The 14,766-nt window shown below is 72.5% G+C and carries 17 protein-coding genes and 1 pseudogene; 6 read left to right on the top strand and 12 right to left on the bottom strand.

Annotated features, from left to right (window positions below):
- Positions 1–26 precede the first annotated feature (26 nt).
- Positions 27–797, bottom strand: a complete 771-nt coding sequence (locus ACH4UK_RS13465; protein WP_398356167.1) for a GDSL-type esterase/lipase family protein — start codon at positions 795–797, stop codon at positions 27–29.
- Between ACH4UK_RS13465 and ACH4UK_RS13460 the strand changes: the two genes are divergently transcribed.
- On the top strand, positions 796–1,821 hold the full coding sequence (locus tag ACH4UK_RS13460) for a WD40 repeat domain-containing protein (protein WP_398356166.1): 1,026 nt from the start codon (positions 796–798) through the stop codon (positions 1,819–1,821). The genes ACH4UK_RS13465 and ACH4UK_RS13460 overlap by 2 nt on opposite strands.
- A 126-nt stretch (positions 1,822–1,947) precedes the next feature.
- Here ACH4UK_RS13460 and ACH4UK_RS13455 read toward each other — a convergent pair whose 3' ends face one another.
- Positions 1,948–2,349, bottom strand: a complete 402-nt coding sequence (locus tag ACH4UK_RS13455; protein WP_398356165.1) for a PPOX class F420-dependent oxidoreductase — start codon at positions 2,347–2,349, stop codon at positions 1,948–1,950.
- Positions 2,350–2,380: 31 nt separating this feature from the next.
- On the bottom strand, positions 2,381–3,241 hold the full coding sequence (locus tag ACH4UK_RS13450) for a TetR/AcrR family transcriptional regulator (RefSeq protein ID WP_398356164.1): 861 nt from the start codon (positions 3,239–3,241) through the stop codon (positions 2,381–2,383).
- Positions 3,242–3,368: 127 nt separating this feature from the next.
- Between ACH4UK_RS13450 and ACH4UK_RS13445 the strand changes: the two genes are divergently transcribed.
- The 5 genes from ACH4UK_RS13445 (at position 3,369) to ACH4UK_RS13425 (ending at position 7,069) form a co-directional block, all read left to right on the top strand.
- Positions 3,369–4,415, top strand: a complete 1,047-nt coding sequence (locus ACH4UK_RS13445; RefSeq protein ID WP_398356163.1) for an ATP-binding cassette domain-containing protein — start codon at positions 3,369–3,371, stop codon at positions 4,413–4,415.
- Positions 4,412–5,251 carry an ABC transporter permease gene (locus ACH4UK_RS13440; protein WP_398356162.1) on the top strand — a complete coding sequence of 280 codons (840 nt, stop codon included), beginning with the start codon at positions 4,412–4,414 and terminating at the stop codon, positions 5,249–5,251. The genes ACH4UK_RS13445 and ACH4UK_RS13440 overlap by 4 nt, the downstream gene beginning before the upstream one ends.
- Before the next feature lie 122 nt (positions 5,252–5,373).
- Positions 5,374–5,907 (top strand): GNAT family N-acetyltransferase, encoded by a 534-nt coding sequence (locus ACH4UK_RS13435; protein WP_398356161.1) that lies wholly within the window; start codon positions 5,374–5,376, stop codon positions 5,905–5,907.
- Positions 5,908–5,918: 11 nt separating this feature from the next.
- A complete protein-coding gene (locus ACH4UK_RS13430) occupies positions 5,919–6,629 on the top strand; it encodes a class I SAM-dependent methyltransferase (RefSeq protein ID WP_398356160.1) in 711 nt (236 codons plus the stop codon).
- A 26-nt stretch (positions 6,630–6,655) separates the two neighbouring features.
- Positions 6,656–7,069 carry a DUF4259 domain-containing protein gene (locus tag ACH4UK_RS13425; RefSeq protein WP_398356159.1) on the top strand — a complete coding sequence of 138 codons (414 nt, stop codon included), beginning with the start codon at positions 6,656–6,658 and terminating at the stop codon, positions 7,067–7,069.
- 25 nt (positions 7,070–7,094) lie between these two features.
- Here the strand turns inward: ACH4UK_RS13425 and ACH4UK_RS13420 are convergent.
- From ACH4UK_RS13420 to ACH4UK_RS13380, 9 genes and pseudogenes are all read right to left on the bottom strand, one after another.
- A pseudogene (locus ACH4UK_RS13420) lies at positions 7,095–7,276 on the bottom strand (DUF664 domain-containing protein); the annotation flags it as partial.
- 65 nt (positions 7,277–7,341) lie between these two features.
- A complete protein-coding gene (locus tag ACH4UK_RS13415; RefSeq protein WP_398356158.1) occupies positions 7,342–7,959 on the bottom strand; it encodes a Uma2 family endonuclease in 618 nt (205 codons plus the stop codon).
- A 91-nt stretch (positions 7,960–8,050) separates the two neighbouring features.
- The gene (gene serC / locus ACH4UK_RS13410; RefSeq protein WP_398356157.1) at positions 8,051–9,169 is read right to left on the bottom strand and encodes a phosphoserine transaminase; all 1,119 of its coding nucleotides are present in this window, start codon (positions 9,167–9,169) and stop codon (positions 8,051–8,053) included.
- Positions 9,170–9,269: 100 nt separating this feature from the next.
- Positions 9,270–10,502: a cytochrome P450 gene (locus ACH4UK_RS13405; RefSeq protein ID WP_398356156.1), complete on the bottom strand. Its 1,233-nt coding sequence runs from the start codon at positions 10,500–10,502 to the stop codon at positions 9,270–9,272.
- Entirely contained in the window at positions 10,499–11,764 is a 1,266-nt protein-coding gene (locus ACH4UK_RS13400; protein WP_398356155.1) for a cytochrome P450, read from the bottom strand. The genes ACH4UK_RS13405 and ACH4UK_RS13400 overlap by 4 nt, the downstream gene beginning before the upstream one ends.
- A complete protein-coding gene (locus ACH4UK_RS13395; protein ID WP_398356154.1) occupies positions 11,761–12,405 on the bottom strand; it encodes a GTP-binding protein in 645 nt (214 codons plus the stop codon). Before ACH4UK_RS13395 ends, ACH4UK_RS13400 begins: the two co-directional genes overlap by 4 nt.
- A complete protein-coding gene (locus tag ACH4UK_RS13390) occupies positions 12,386–12,757 on the bottom strand; it encodes a DUF742 domain-containing protein (RefSeq protein WP_398356153.1) in 372 nt (123 codons plus the stop codon). The genes ACH4UK_RS13395 and ACH4UK_RS13390 overlap by 20 nt, the downstream gene beginning before the upstream one ends.
- Complete coding sequence (locus ACH4UK_RS13385; RefSeq protein WP_398356152.1) at positions 12,754–13,173, bottom strand: roadblock/LC7 domain-containing protein; 420 nt, start codon at positions 13,171–13,173, stop codon at positions 12,754–12,756. Before ACH4UK_RS13385 ends, ACH4UK_RS13390 begins: the two co-directional genes overlap by 4 nt.
- Complete coding sequence (locus tag ACH4UK_RS13380) at positions 13,170–14,708, bottom strand: ATP-binding protein (RefSeq protein WP_398356151.1); 1,539 nt, start codon at positions 14,706–14,708, stop codon at positions 13,170–13,172. The genes ACH4UK_RS13385 and ACH4UK_RS13380 overlap by 4 nt, the downstream gene beginning before the upstream one ends.
- Positions 14,709–14,766: the final 58 nt, after the last annotated feature.

The following is a 14,766-nucleotide window of genomic DNA, read 5'->3' as shown; positions in this document are numbered from 1 at the left end:
GATCTACGGCCCCGACGAGACGCCGATCAGGCCGGCAGGGCCTGTGCCGGAACCGGCTGCCCCGCGTACCGCGCGCCCAGCCCCCACGCCTGGTGCATCGCGTCGGCGAAGGCCGCCGCGAGCTTGTGCTCGCCGGTCGGGCCCGGGTGCGTGCCGTCGTAGGTGTCCGTGTGGATGTCGTACGCCGTGGGGTGCGAGGCCAGCAGGAGCGGGGAGGACGGCGCGTCGAGGTCGGCGACGGCCTTGGCGAGCAGGTCGTTGAAGTGGGCGCAGGAGGCGGCGAAGGGCGCGTCCGTCTCGGCCCGGATGTTCGGTATCACCGGGAGCAGCACCATGTGGATGTGCGGGTTCGCCGTGCGCGCCGCCGCGACGAACGCGCGGGCGTTGGCCGCCGTCTGTTCGGGGTCCGTGTAGAACCCGAGGTCTATCAGTCCGAGCGAGACCAGCAGCAGGTCCGCCTCCGCCTCGCGCACCGCGTCCGCGATCACCGGGGCCATGTGCAGCCAGCCCTCGCCCCAGCCCGCCAGATGGCGGCGGGCGGCGGGCGGGAAGGACGGGTCCGCGTACGTCCGGGAGAGCGGAGCGTTCGCCTCGGTGTCGTACAGCGTCGAGCGCGGGCCGACGATCTCGTACGGGAGGCCGGACGCCGCCTCCAGGTGCTGCCACATCCGGTAGCGCCAGGTGAAGTCGCCGGCGCGCCCGATGGTCATGGAATCGCCGACGAAGAGGAAACGCATGGCGTCATCATGGCCGATCAGGGCTCCGGCCTGCGACGTGACGATGGACACTTGGGCCATGCGTCCGTATCCGACCGGCCCGGCAGGCCGCGCCGCCGCCCCATTCGCCGCCGCTCTGGCGCTCGCTCTTCCGCTGTTCGCCGGGGCCGGTCCGGCCGTGGCCGAGGACGGGCGGCCCGACCGTGACTTCACGATCGAGGACCCCCGCATCACCGAGTCCAGCGGCCTCGCCGCCAGCCGCGCGCACCCCGGCGTCTACTGGACGCACAACGACAGCGACGACGGCCCCTATGTCTTCGCCGTCGACTCCCGCACCGGGAAGACCCTCGCGACCATCACCATGCGGGGCGTGGGGGAGCCGAGGGACGTGGAGGGCATCTCGATCGGACCGGACGGCGACCTCTACGTCGGTGACATCGGCGACAACCTCGACGGCACCTGGGACCACGTCTGGATCTACCGCTTCCCCGAGCCGAAGGTCCTGCGCGACGCCACCGTCACGGCCGTCCAGTACGACGTGAAGTACGCGGACGGGGCCCGCAACGCCGAGGCGCTGATGGTCCACCCGAAGACCGGCCGGGTCTACATCGCCTCCAAGAACGAGGACGGCGGCGGCCTCTACGAAGGGCCCGCGCAGCTGACCACCGGCTCCACGAACGTGTTCCGGCGGGTGGGGGAGGTGCCGTGGGTCACGGACGGGGCCTTCTCGCCCGACGGGACCCGGCTGGTGCTGCGCTCGTACTTCAGCGCCCGGGAGTACGCCTTCGAGAAGGGCCGTCTCGGCGAGGACCGGTCGGTCGCCGCCCCGTTCCAGCGGCAGGCGGAGTCGGTGACGTACACGGCGGACGGCTCGGCCCTGATGTTCGGCTCGGAGGGGGAGCGCAGCGGTGTCGTCCGGGTGGAGGTGGAGGGCGGGCCGGAGAAGCCCGGCGGCGGTTCCGGCTCCGGGTCCGGTTCCGGGGCTCCCTCGAAGGGCGGCGACGCGGCGGGCGAGGGGGGCGGCGACGGCAACGTGGCGCTCGGGGCCGCCGTCCTCGTCGGGGTGGCGGCGCTCTGGCTCGCCCTGAAGCGGCGGCGCGGATAGCCGGACGGGCGGGGGCGATCGAAGCGTCAGCGTGTGCCGGCCCACGGGCCGGGCGGACAGGGACGGGGACGGACGGACAGGGACGGGGCCGGGCGGGCGGACAGAGGCGTCCGGGCAGGTCCGTCCTCAGGTGTCGTCCGTCACCGGCCACACCTCGTAGTGCAGCGTCCGGTCCCGCTTCAGCCGGTGCGCGAGCGGGACCAGCACGCCCTGCACGACCGGGTACTTGCGCGACAGCATCCGCGCCGCGTGCGTGTTCTCCTTCGTGCCCGGCTTCAGCAGCCGTGCGTGCGCCCTGACCTGCGGTCCGGTCGGGCTGCCCCGGACCGTGCAGGGGGCGAGCTCCACCTGCGGGTGGTTGCGCATCCGCTCGACCTTCCAGGCGGAGGAGAACGTGCGGATGAACGCGTGATCGCCCTCGACGGCGATGTTGACCGGTGTGCCGACGGGGGTCCCGTCCTGCCGGTGGGTGCTCAGCAGGACGGCGTACTGCTTGACGAAAGGAGCGAGCTCCCGGCTGGCGTCCATATATCCATTGGGGCACGGGCCGGGGACGCTGTCATTTCCGGGCCCCCGGCCCGTCCGCGGTCCGGCCCTCGGTCCGGTCCGCCGTCCGTTCCGCGACCAGGGCCTCGAAACCGGCGATCAGCCGGTGCAGCCCGAACGCGAAGTGGTCGAACTCGGCGCTGAAGGTGTCCTCCGCCATGCTCGCCATCATCGGGTACGCGCCGCTGAGCATGGCCCGCTCCAGGTAGGGGCGCTGGTTGTCCCAGAACTCCTCGTCGCTCAGCCCGGTCTGCCGTACCGCCTCCGCCGCGTCGGCCTGGGTGCGGGCGAGGCCCTCCACGAAGCTGTTGACCGTGATGATCACGCCGATCAGCTCGGGGTCGCGCAGGCCCATGGACCGCAGGGCGGTGAGGGAGAGCTCGAGGCCGCGCAGGGCGCTGGGGCCGAGCACCGTACGCGCCTGGTTGATCTTGAGCAGCCAGGGGTGGGCGCGCAGGTTGTCCAGGTAGGTGCGGGCCATGGCGTCGATCGACGCCCGCCAGTCGGCGGGGGCCCCGGACGTGTCGGCGGGAAGGTCCGTGGGGGAGGGGAGGTCCGGGCCGGAGGGCAGGGGCTCGCCCAGGACCCGGTCGAGCATCAGGTCCAGCAGTTCGGCCTTGCCGGGGACGTACCGGTAGAGCGACATGGTGCCGGTGCCGAGCTCGGTGGAGAGCCGGCGCATGGAGACGGCCGCCAGCCCTTCCGCGTCCGCGACGGCGATCGCGGCGCTGACGATCCGGTCCAGCGTGAGGCCCGGTTTGGGGCCGCGGCTCGGGCGCTCCCCGGTGCCCCAGAGGAGTTCCAGGCTGCGCGCGATGTCGCCGCTTCCGGTGGCCGTGCCGTCCGTCGCCGCTGTCGATCCGTCTTTCGCCATGAGGTCAGCGTAGTGCTCCGGAGCAGGGCCGGGTACACCGTACCCGTATGGGAGTACGCCGTACTCAGTTTGGGGTACGGTGTACTCAGTTGGCTTCCGGTCAGTCGGAGAAACAGGGGGTTGTGCCATGTCCACGCTGGAAACCGGGTCGGGTTCCGCATCCGGGTACGCGGTGCTCGCCGAGGGCGTCGTGAAGCGGTACCGGGGGAAGGGCGGGACGGAGAAGCGGGCGCTCGACGGATTCGACCTCGCCGTCCGCCCCGGCACCGTCCACGGCCTGCTCGGCCCGAACGGGGCGGGCAAGACCACCGCCGTGCGGGTCCTCGCCACCCTGCTGCGCCACGACGCGGGCCGGGCCGAGGTCACCGGGCTCGACGTGGCCCGCGAACCCCGCCGCGTACGGAGCAGGATCGGCCTCACCGGCCAGTACGCGGCCGTCGACGAAGGGCTCACCGGGCGGCAGAACCTGGAGATGTTCGGCCGGCTCTTCCATCTCGGCAACCGCCGGGCCCGGCAGCGCGCCGGGGAACTGCTGGAACGGTTCGACCTGGTCGAGGCGGCCGACAAGGGCGCGAAGGAGTACAGCGGCGGCATGCGGCGACGGCTCGACCTCGCCTCCTCGATGATCCTTTTCCCCGATGTGCTCTTCCTGGACGAGCCGACGACCGGGCTCGACCCGCGCGGCCGGGGCGAGGTCTGGGACGCGGTCCGGGCGCTGGTGGCGGGCGGCACGACGGTGCTGCTGACCACCCAGTACCTCGACGAGGCGGACCGGCTGGCCTCGCACATCACCGTCATCGACCGCGGGCGGGCCATCGCCGACGACACCCCGGACGCGCTGAAGAACCGGGTCGGCGGCGACCGGATCGAGGTGGTGGCCGCCGACGCGGGGGACCTCGATGCGGTGGCGAGGACCGTCGGCCGGGTGGCCGGCGGCGGGCTCGTCGTCACCGACGCCGCCACCCGCCGGGTGCACGCCCAGGTCGCCGACCGGGTGGCCGCGCTGACCGAGGTGGCCCGGAGCCTCCAGGACGACGGGATCGCGGTGGAGGACATCGGGCTGCGCCGGCCGAGCCTGGACGACGTGTTCCTGCGGCTGACAGGACAGGGCACGGCCCACGACGGGTCCCGGGGAAGCACGACGCACGACGCACGGGAGGTGGCGGCGGCATGACCGTGCTCGAACAGAACCCTGCGGGGACCGACCTGTGCCACGGCCGGGGCCGCGCCTACTGGGCGGTCTCCGACTGCTGGAACATCACCCGCCGCACCCTCACCCACTACCAGCGCCATCCCTCCGCCGTCGTCTGGCAGTTGGGATTCCCGATCCTCTCCGTCCTGCTGTACGGATACGTCTTCGGCAGCGCGATGAAGGTGCCCGGGGGCGGGGACTACCGGGAGTTCCTGATGCCCGGCATGTTCGCCATGACGATGGCCATGGGCTTCATGAACACCGCCGTGGCCGTCGTCACCGACGCCGCCAAGGGGGTCGTCGACCGCTTCCGGTCCATGCCGATGGCCCCCTCCGCCTTCGCCTCCGGACGCGGGGCGGCCGACCTGGTGGTGGCCGCCGCCGAACTGACCATCCTGGCCGTCACGGCGCTGCTGATCGGCTGGCGCGCGGACGGCGGGGTGGTGGCGGCCCTCGGAGCGTTCGGGCTGCTCCTGCTGCTGCGGTTCAGCCTGATCTGGGTGGGCGTCTGGCTCGGCATGCTGGTGCCCACCCCGGAGGCGGCGGGCGGGCTGTACGCGGTCGCCTTCCCCGTCACGATGATCTCCAGCACCTTCGTGGCCCCGTCCCTGATGCCCGGCTGGCTGGGCACGATCGCGGCCTGGAACCCGATCTCCTCGACCGCGACGGCCACCCGCGAACTGTTCGGCAACCCGGTGGCGGGCGGCGGCACCTGGGTGGAGGAGCACGCGCTGCTGATGGCGGTGGTGTGGCCGCTGGTGATCACGCTGGTGTTCCTGCCGCTGGCGGTCCGCCGCTTCCAGCGCCTGAGCCGGTGAGGGGGTGAGCGCCTGAGCCGGTGGGCCGGTGGGCCGGTGAGCGCCTGAGCGGGGAGCGGTGAGCGGGCGAGCGGCGGACAGGGAGGGCGGGGGCGGGGCCGGTGCGCGTAGGGTCGGGCACCGTGCCGACGACCCCCGGGCCCCTGCCCTTCACCACCGCCCGCCTCGACGCGCTCCCCCTCGATCCGGTGTATGCCGAGGAGATGGCGGCCGTCCTCGCGGACCCGGCGCTGTACGCGTTCACCGGGGGCGGCCCGCCGGAGCCGGCCGCCCTGCGGTCCCGCTACGAGCGGCAGTGCGCCGGTTCGCCGGATCCCGGGGAGCTGTGGTGGAACTGGGTGCTCCGGATCCGCGCGGACGGGCGTCTCGCCGGGTACGTCCAGGCGACCGTACGGGGCCCCCGGGCGGAGATCGCCTGGGTGGTCGGCACACCGTGGCAGGGCCGGGGTTACGCGAGCGAGGCGGCCGGGGGCCTCGCGGCGCACCTGGCCACGGCCGGGGGCGTCCGGGCGCTCGTCGCCCACATCCACCCCGACCACGCGGCGTCGGAGGCGGTGGCGGTGGCGGCGGGCCTCGCGCCGACCGGAGAGTGGGAGGACGGAGAGAGGCGATGGGCGGGCAACCCGCCCGTTCCGGAGCCCCCGGGCCTGTCGTAGGGTCCCGGTCCATGACCGAACCCGACTTCCTCCACACCACCCGGACCTCGTACGACGCCATGGCCCCCGCCTACGTCGATTTCGCCCGCGGCGAGTTGGCCGCCAAGCCGCTGGAGCGTGCGTTGTTGAGCACGTTCGCGGAGCTCGCGGCGGGGAGCGGCGGTGGTCTCCCGGTGGCCGACGTCGGCTGCGGAACGGGCCGGGTGACCGAGCATCTCCACGGACTGGCCCTGGGACTCGACGTGTTCGGGATCGACCTCTCCCCGCAGATGGTGGCCACGGCACGGAAGGAGCACTCGGACCTGCGCTTCGAGGAGGGCTCCATGCTCAGCCTCCCGCTGCCGGACGCGTCGCTGGGCGGTCTCCTGGCCTGGTATTCGACGATCCATGTCCCGGACGAGGAACTGCCCCGTGCCTTCGCGGAGTTCCGCCGCGTGCTGGCCCCGGGGGCACATGTGCAGCTCGGCTTCCAGGTGGGGGACGAGCCGCTGCGGATGACGGAGGCGTGGGGGCTGAAGATCTCGCTTGTCTTCCACCGTCGGCAGCCGGAGCGGATCGCCGAACTGCTGCGGGACGCGGGCCTGGAGGTCCGGTCCGTGGTGTGGCGGGAGCGGGAGACGGACGGGCCGTTCCCGGAGCGGGCGCCGCAGGGGTTCGTCCTGGCGCGCAGGCCGATTGTCAGTGGCGGCTGTGAGGATGGGGACATCAGCACAACGGACTGACCGGCACACGGATTGTGGGGGACCCCATGGGCGCCTGGGACATCGGCCACTTCGACAACGACACCGCGGCCGACTTCGGCGGCCGGGTCGACGACACGGAGTCCGGGGAGAAGGCGGATGTGCTCCGGGGTGTTCTGACCGCCGTCGCGGACACCGGGGAGGCGGACTATGCGGACGGCGGGGAGCAGGCGGTGGCCGCCGCCGCGCTGATCGCCGCTCAGTGCCCCGGCGGCGAGCCCGTCACCACCGCGTACGGCCCGAAGGAGCCCCTGCCCCCGCTCCCGGCCGACCTGCGCCCGCTGGCCGTCCGCGCCCTGGACCGCCTCACCGCGAAGAACGCCGAGCCACTGGACCTATGGGCGGATGCCGGTGCGGACCAGGAGTGGCTGGCGGGGATAGCCGCGCTGCGGGTGGTGCTGGCGGGCGCGCCGGGGGAGTGAGGCCCGGCTCGGGTGGCGACGGACGGAATTCGACGGTCGCCAGATGCTTCACCAGGCCGAGCAGATGGGTCCCGGTCGGGGTCATGGGGCGGCGGCCAGTTGTTCGTCGTCCAGCCCGTGCAACTTCCACAACACGACATCGCGGTGGCGGTCGAGGCTGATGTGGAGGCTTTCCTTCTCGCCGCCGGTGTATGGGACAGGGGGAATCGGGGACACATGGGTCACGGGGGAACTCAGGTGCGGACCCTAGTGGCGTCCACCGGGTCGTGTCCTCAGCGTTTCGGGCTGCCCGTGCGCACGATCTCGTCGACGTCCAGGGCGACTTCGACACCGATGGAGGCGGGGAGCGGGGCCTCCTGGCCTGGAGCGTAGACCTCGTGGCGGTCGTAGCCGCCGGGCAGCGGTTCGGTCAGGACGTGGACCCGGGCGTGCTTGCGGTCGACGATGACGTACACCGGGATCCTGGCCTGGGCGTAGGCGGTGACCTTGTGGTGGAAGTCGGTCCGGTAGTTCTCGGAGGTGACCTCCAGGACCAGCCGGAAGCAGGCGGGGGCGTAGCAGTTGTTCTCGATCAGGTGCTCGTCGAAGTCGGCGTCCACGATCGACAGGTCGGGGATCGCGTAGTCCTCGGCGCCGCTGGGGAGCCAGAGGCCGATGCCCTGAAGGACCTCGACTTCGGTGTCGCCGTCGCTGAGGCCTGCGGAAAGGAGCGGGAGCATGACGGTGGTCAGTGCGTCGGCGTGGGGTCCGTCACGGAGCGGCGCAACGGTGATCATGCCGTCGATGATCTCGACCCGGTACCCCGGAAGCCGGTCCATGAGCCGGTTTGCCGCGTTGATCAGCGGTTTCGGCTCATCGGCGCAGGGGTGGTCGACTGATGCCGTGGGCATTGGGGGCCTCCTGCGTGAGAGGTTGGCGCAGAAACGGCCCGGCACACCGTGTGGGTGCCGGGCCGTCTCCGTACAGCGAAGAGGCGAATGGCTACAGCTTCTCGATCACGTAGTCGACGCACGCCGTCAGCGCCTGCACGTCCGCCGGGTCGATCGCCGGGAACATCGCCACGCGCAGCTGGTTGCGGCCCAGCTTGCGGTACGGCTCGGTGTCCACGATGCCGTTGGCGCGCAGCACCTTGGCGACGGCCGCCGCGTCGATCTCGTCCGCGAAGTCGATCGTGCCGATGACCTGCGAGCGCTTCGCCGGGTCGGTGACGAACGGGGTCGCGTACTTGGAGGCGTCGGCCCAGCCGTACAGGTGGCCGGACGAGGCGGCCGTGCGGCCGGTCGTGAAGTCCAGGCCGCCCTGGGTGTTCATCCACTTCAGCTGCTCGTTCAGCAGGAAGAGGGTGGACAGCGCCGGGGTGTTGTACGTCTGGTTCTTGAGGGAGTTGTCGATCGCCGTGGGCAGCGAGAAGAACTCCGGGACGTGCCGGCCCGAGGCGTGGATCCGGGCGGCGCGCTCCAGGGCCGCCGGGGAGAACACGCCGATCCACAGGCCGCCGTCGGAGGCGAAGGACTTCTGCGGGGCGAAGTAGTAGACGTCGGACTCGGTGATGTCGACCGGCAGGCCGCCCGCACCGGAGGTCGCGTCCACCAGGACGAGGGCGCCCTCGTCGGCGCCCGCGACGCGCTTCACCGGGGCCGCGACACCGGTGGAGGTCTCGTTGTGGGTGAAGGCGTAGACGTCGACGCCCGCCTCGGCCTTCGGGTCCGGGTGGGTGCCCGGGTCGGAGGCGATGACGGTGGGGTCGGACAGCCAGGGCGCGAGCTTCGCGGCCTTGGCGAACTTCGAGGAGAACTCGCCGAAGTTCAGGTGCTGGGACTTCGACTCGATCAGACCGTGCGTCGCGACGTCCCAGAAGGCGGTGGAGCCGCCGTTGCCGAGGACGACCTCGTAACCCTCGGGGAGGGAGAAGAGCGCGCGCACGCCGTCCCGTACCTCGCCGACCAGGTTCTTGACCGGGGCCTGGCGGTGGGACGTACCGAGGAGAGAGGTGCCGGTGGCGGCCAGCGCGTCGAGCGCCTCCGTCCGCACCTTGGAAGGACCGGCGCCGAAGCGTCCGTCGGCGGGCTTGATGTCAGCGGGAATCTGGATGTCGGCCACGGTCGGAGCGTAGTCCCTCCGCGGCACGGCTCAGCAACCGTGTCCGTCGGATGAGACGCGCGCTCCGACCCGTGGATCACCCCGCGGAGGGAGGAAGGCCCTACGCGTCGCGGCCGAACGGGCAGCCCAGCTCCACCGGCAGCTCGTACAGGTCGTTCTGCGTCACGATCGGCTTGTTGCGCAGCTCGGCGGCCGGGACCGCCAGCTCCAGTTCCGGGAACCGCTCGTACAGCGCGGGGAGCGCGATGCCCGCCTCCAGGCGGGAGAGCGCCGCACCCGGGCAGACGTGCGGGCCGTGACCGAAGGCGATGTGCCGGTTCGGGGTGCGGGCGGCGTCGAACTCGCCCGCCGTCGGGCCGTAGCTCTCCTCGTCCCGGCCCAGCGCGCCGAAGGAGACGATCAGGCCCTCGCCCTTCGGGAGCACCTGGTCGCCGACCTCGATGTCCTCCGTCGCGAAGCGGATCAGGACGTGCGAGGTCGGGGTGTTCCAGCGCAGCGTCTCCTCGATCACGCCCTCCCACGCGATCTCCCCGTTCAGCACCTTCTTGCGCTGCTCGGGGTGGGTCTGGAGCGCCTCCACGACGTTGACGATCAGGCTGATCGTGGTCTCGTGCCCGGCGGCGATGATCAGTTGCAGCGTGTTGACGATCTCCTCGTCGGTGAGGTGGTCGCCGTCCTCGGAGGCCGCGATCAGGGCGCTGGTCAGGTCGTCGCCCGGGTTCGCCCGCTTGCCGTCGACGATCTTCGTGAAGAGCGTTCCGAGGTCCGCCATCATCTGCGGGACCTCCTCCGGCGGGGTCTGCGTCGAGAAGAACTTCTCGAACAGCTCCTTCAGCCGCGGGTGGTCCGCCGCGTCCACGCCCATCAGCTCGCTGATGACGTTCATGGGGAGGGGATAGGCGAACTCGGCCTTCAGGTCCACGGGCTGTCCGGCCGGCAGCGCGGCCAGCCGCTCCAGGCTCGCGTTCGTCAGCGCCTCGATCCCGGCGCGCAGCCGTTCCACCCGCTTCACCGTGAGCGCCTGCGCCACCAGCGTACGGAGACGGCGGTGGTCGGCCCCGTCGACCGTCAGCATCGAGCGGCCCGGGTTGGCCAGGCCGATCAGCGGCCAGTCCATCGGTATCTCGCCGCGCCGCCAGGCGTTCCAGACGTTGATGTCCTTGACCACCCGGCTGTCGGTGAGCAGCGCGCGGGCCTCCGCGTGCCGGGTGACCGCGTAGACGTGCACCCCGCCCGGCAGCTCCACCTCGGCCAGCGGACCGGCCGCCCGCAGCGCGGCGCTCTCGCCGTCGAGGTCGGTGACGAACGGGTCGAGCGCGATACGGGCGGTCATGCGGAGCCTCCGAGGCTTCCGGGTCTTCCGACGGCGGGCGTGGGTGTGAAGAGCACCGGCAGGTCCGTCAGTCCGCGCAGCCACGGTGACGGGCGGCGGGTGAGCTGCTCGGCGGGGACGGCGAGGTCCACGTCCGGCAGCCGGTCGAGCAGGACCTCGATGCCGGTACGGGCGATGACCTCGGCGGTCTCCTGGGCCGGGAACGGGCAGCGGTGCTCGCCGTGGCCGAAGGAGAGGAAGGCGTTGTTGCCGCCGGTCAGCGCCGACGCGTGGGTCCGTATCTGCGGGTCGCCGTTGGCGGCGGCGATTCCCAGCAGCAGCAGGTCCCCGGCGCGGATGTGGCGGCCGCCGAGGTGGGTGTCGCGGGTGGCCCAGCGGCCGGCCACGTTCTGCGTCGGGGTGTCCTCCCAGAGCACCTCGTTCATGGCCTCCGCGACGCTGTGCCGGCCGCCCGAGAGCGAGGCGGCGAACCGCTCGTCGGTGAGCATCAGGCGCAGCGAGTTGCCCATCCAGTCGGCGGTGGGCTGGTGACCGGCCGCCATCATCACCATGAGGTCCTGGACGATCTCCTCGTCGGTGAACCCGCCGGTGTCCGCGATCATCCGGCTGGCGACATCGTCGCCGGGTTCGGCGTGCTTGGCGGCCAGCAGCCCGAACATCGAGGCGGCCAGGTGCTGCTGTCCGGCGAGCGCCCGCTCCCGGCCGTCGATGATGTCGTTGATCGCGCCGACCAGGGGATGGGCGTCCTCGTCGGAGAAGCCGTAGATCCGGCCCAGCACGAGGGCGGGCAGCCGCTTGGCGTACTCCGCGATGATGTCGACCGCACCCTTGGTGCAGAAGCGGTCGACCAGCTCGTCCGCGAACTCCTCCGCGTACCGCTTGAGGGAGAACGGGTCGACGCCCTCCAGCGCGTTGCTGATCATCATGGCGCGGACGCTGTGGCGCTCGCCGACCGTGTAGAGGATCGAGGGCTGCCTGCGTCCGATCATCGGCAGCAGCGGCCAGTCGTCGGGGATGCGCTCCCACTGGTTCCACAGTTCGGAGTCCCGGCTGAAGAGGACCGGGTCGCCGGTGACCTGGTGCAGCTCCCGGTAGCCGAGGACGAGCCAGGCGGGCACGTCGCCGTCCAGCACGATCGGGGCGATTGCCCCGTGGTCGCGCCGCAGGTCCCGGTAGAGCTGGACGGGGTCGCTCTGGAAACGCGGCCCGGACAGGGGGACGGACTCGTGGGTGACGGGGCAGCCCGAGGCGGTGGCGGTCACGGGGCGGGCTCCGGGGTCGGGGCAGCCGCCGCCAGAGCCGCCTCGGGGGCGAGCAGGCGGGCGGCGGAGAGCGCGGCGAGGTGCTCGACGAGCGTGATGAGCACGTACTTGCTGGAGGAGCGGTCGCGGGCGTCGCACTCCACCAGCGGCACGTCGTCCGAGAGGTCCAGGGCCTCCCGGATCTGCTGCTCGCTGTGGAACGGGCCGCCGAAGTCGTTGCACGCCACGATGAACGGCGTGCCGTGGTGCTCCAGGCGGTCGATGGCGTACCAGGAGTCGGCGAGCCGGCGGGTGTCGACCAGGACGACCGCGCCGAGCGTGCCGGAGAACAGCCGGTCCCACAGGAACCAGAAGCGCTCCTGTCCGGGCGCGCCGAAGAGGTACAGCACGGAGCGTTCGTCGAGCGTGATGCGGCCGAAGTCGAACGCCACCGTGGTGGACGTCTTGGTCTGGACGCCGTCGAGATGGTCGACGGCCTCGCCCGCCCGGGTCATCGTCTCCTCCGTGCTGAGCGGGCGGACCTCGCTCACGGATCGGACCATGGTGGTCTTGCCGACCCCGAAGCCGCCGACGACAACGATCTTGAGTCCGTTGTCGGCCGTCGCGCTCAGGGTGGCGCGGTCAGAGGTTGCGGAGTCCAACGAGCACCTGTTCCAGGATGTCGGGGTCGGGGAGCCGGTCCGCGACACGGGCTGTACGGGGGTGGCGGGCGCTGATCCGGCTGGTGTCGAGCAGGTCGCACAGCATGATGCGGACGATGCTGACCGGCAGGTTCAGGCTCGCGGCTATTTCGACGACGGCGGTGGGGCCCTGGCACATCCGCAGGATCGCGACGTGCTCGGACTGCATCCCGGGGGTCGGGTCGCACTCGGCGACGACGAGCGTCACCAGGTCGAAGGCGGCGGAGTCGGAACGGCTGCGGCCCCCGGTGAGGGTGTACAGCCGGTCCGGATCGTCGTCGCGGCCCCGTCGGGAGCGGGGCGTCGTCGTCATATGGGTGTGCTCTCGGCGGGGGTCCGTGGCGGCGCGACGAGGTGTTCGCCGAGCTGCTCGACGAGCTCGCTCATGTTGTGGCCGACGAGGCCCACATCGGCCTCCTCGTCGGCGACGACGGCCAGGTGGGCCCCGGCCCCCGCCTCCACGATGAACAGCACGCCGCCGTAGAACTCCGCCATCGCGGACCGCACGCCGCCGGTGCCGTCCCCGAACTCGACGGACGCGCCGTGCGAGAGGCTCTGGATGCCGGCGGAGATCGCGGCCAGCTGGTCGGCCTGGTCGACGGAGAGCTCAGGGGTGCGGCACAGCTTGAGGCCGTCGCGGGACAGGACGAGGGCGTGGCGGGTGCCGGGGGTGCGGTCGAGCAGCCCCTCCAGCAGCCAGTTGAGCTTCTCGTCGGTGGTCGCGGTCATCGGGTGTTGCCTTCCGGGTGCGGGGAGTTGGGCCGTACCGCCCGGCTGAAGGTGCTGAAGCGCGCTGCCTGGACCTTCGGGTCGGTGGTACGGGCCCGGGGGGTTTCGGCTCCGCCGGGGGTGGCGTTGCCGGTACGGGACTCGGCGGCGGCCAGGGTGCGGCCGCGGCGGCGCTGGGGGAGGCCGCTCTCGCCGAACGCGGGCACGACGCCGGTGGATTCGGACTCCGGCTCCGGCTCCGCCGCCGGGGTCGGGGGCGTGGAGGCGTCGTCCTCGGCGAGGGACCGGGCCGCGGGGGCGGCGTCGGCGGCGTCCGTACCGGCGGCCGAGGTGTGCGAGGGCTCCGGCTCGGCGGGGGCGGCGGGGAGCGTGGCTGCCGGGGCCGGGGCCGGGGTCGTCTCCGTCGGCGCGGGCGCGCGGGAGATGACGTCCTGGGGGAGCATCATCAGCGCGCCGGTGCCGCCGCGCGCGGACGGCCGGAAGGACACGGTCAGGCCGTGCTTACGGGCCAGCCGGCCGACGACGGCGAGCCCGAGGCGGGTGCCGGAGAGGTTGGTGAGGTCCTGGTTCTCGGCGGAGACGGCCTTCTCGGCGCGGCGCAGCTGCACCTCGCTCATGACGAGCCCGCTGTCCTCGACGGTGATGACGATGCCCGCCGGGACCTCCTCCACATACACATGGACCTCGGCGGTGGGCGGCGAGAAGTTGGCCGCGTTGTCGAGGAGTTCGGCGAGCGCGTGCATGACGCCCTCGGCCGCGTGACCGGCGATGGCGACATCGCTGGTGGAGTGCAGGCGGACCCGCTGGTAGCTGCCGATCCGGCCCATCGCGCCGCGCAGGATCGACTCCATGACGATCGGTTTGGCCCAGCGCCGGCCGGAGCGGGCCCCGGTCAGCACGGCGATGGAGTCGGCGAGGCGGCCCGCCTGGGCGGTGCGGTGGTCCAGGTGGAGCAGGTCCCCGAGCACGGACTCGTCGGAGTGCCGGTGCTCCATCTCGCGCAGGTCGGCCAGCATGCTGGTGGCCAGGGCCTGCATCCGCCCCGCCGCGTTGGCGCAGGCGGCGAGGGCGGCGGAGCGCTCGGTCTCGGCACGGGAGGCGCGGGCGGTCAGCCGGTCGACGGTGACGCCGAGGCGGGCCTGCTCGGCGGTGGCGTCCGCGGCCGTCCGCTCCTTCTCGGCGCGGGCGTCGGCGGTGACCCGGGCGGTCTCGGCGGAGGCGGCGGCCTTGATCCTGGCGGTCTCCGCGGTGAAGCGCTGGGCCTCGACGGCGGAGGCGGAGACCAGGCGCGAGGTCTCGGAGGTGAACCGCTGGGAGTCGGCGGCGCGCAGGGCGCGCAGCGTCCGCGCGGTCCCCAGGGTGTGGACGGTGACGGCCACGCAGACGCTCAGCAGCACGGCGGCTGCGCCCGCGCCCCAGGCCAGCGGGGTCCGTACCGAATCGGGGGCCGCGGCGACGCCCCACAGGGTCAGCGTGCCGGTTGCGGCTGCCGAGATCAGCAGCGCGAGTGCGGTGGGCCGGTGTGAGGGGCGCAATCGGAGTCCTCGGTGGCGGACGGTGCGGGACGGTACGGGGCGTGCGGTGTGGCGTGAT

It is taken from the genome of Streptomyces sp. NPDC020884 (assembly GCF_044333935.1).
Taxonomy (GTDB): Bacteria; Actinomycetota; Actinomycetes; order Streptomycetales; family Streptomycetaceae; genus Streptomyces.
The sequence above is the reverse complement of the archived record's forward strand: the minus strand, read 5'-3'. Positions and strand labels throughout refer to the sequence as shown.

What these genes read in the sequence shown, in the direction of transcription:
- ACH4UK_RS13460 (WP_398356166.1), top strand. Translation starts at nt 796, where the DNA reads ATGCGTCCGTATCCGACCGGCCCGGCAGGCCGCGCCGCCGCCCCATTC.
- ACH4UK_RS13465 (WP_398356167.1), bottom strand. Translation starts at nt 797, where the DNA reads ATGGCCCAAGTGTCCATCGTCACGTCGCAGGCCGGAGCCCTGATCGGC.
- ACH4UK_RS13455 (WP_398356165.1), bottom strand. Translation starts at nt 2,349, where the DNA reads ATGGACGCCAGCCGGGAGCTCGCTCCTTTCGTCAAGCAGTACGCCGTC.
- ACH4UK_RS13450 (WP_398356164.1), bottom strand. Translation starts at nt 3,241, where the DNA reads ATGGCGAAAGACGGATCGACAGCGGCGACGGACGGCACGGCCACCGGA.
- ACH4UK_RS13445 (WP_398356163.1), top strand. Translation starts at nt 3,369, where the DNA reads ATGTCCACGCTGGAAACCGGGTCGGGTTCCGCATCCGGGTACGCGGTG.
- ACH4UK_RS13440 (WP_398356162.1), top strand. Translation starts at nt 4,412, where the DNA reads ATGACCGTGCTCGAACAGAACCCTGCGGGGACCGACCTGTGCCACGGC.
- ACH4UK_RS13430 (WP_398356160.1), top strand. Translation starts at nt 5,919, where the DNA reads ATGACCGAACCCGACTTCCTCCACACCACCCGGACCTCGTACGACGCC.
- ACH4UK_RS13425 (WP_398356159.1), top strand. Translation starts at nt 6,656, where the DNA reads ATGGGCGCCTGGGACATCGGCCACTTCGACAACGACACCGCGGCCGAC.
- ACH4UK_RS13415 (WP_398356158.1), bottom strand. Translation starts at nt 7,959, where the DNA reads ATGCCCACGGCATCAGTCGACCACCCCTGCGCCGATGAGCCGAAACCG.
- ACH4UK_RS13405 (WP_398356156.1), bottom strand. Translation starts at nt 10,502, where the DNA reads ATGACCGCCCGTATCGCGCTCGACCCGTTCGTCACCGACCTCGACGGC.
- ACH4UK_RS13390 (WP_398356153.1), bottom strand. Translation starts at nt 12,757, where the DNA reads ATGACGACGACGCCCCGCTCCCGACGGGGCCGCGACGACGATCCGGAC.
- ACH4UK_RS13385 (WP_398356152.1), bottom strand. Translation starts at nt 13,173, where the DNA reads ATGACCGCGACCACCGACGAGAAGCTCAACTGGCTGCTGGAGGGGCTG.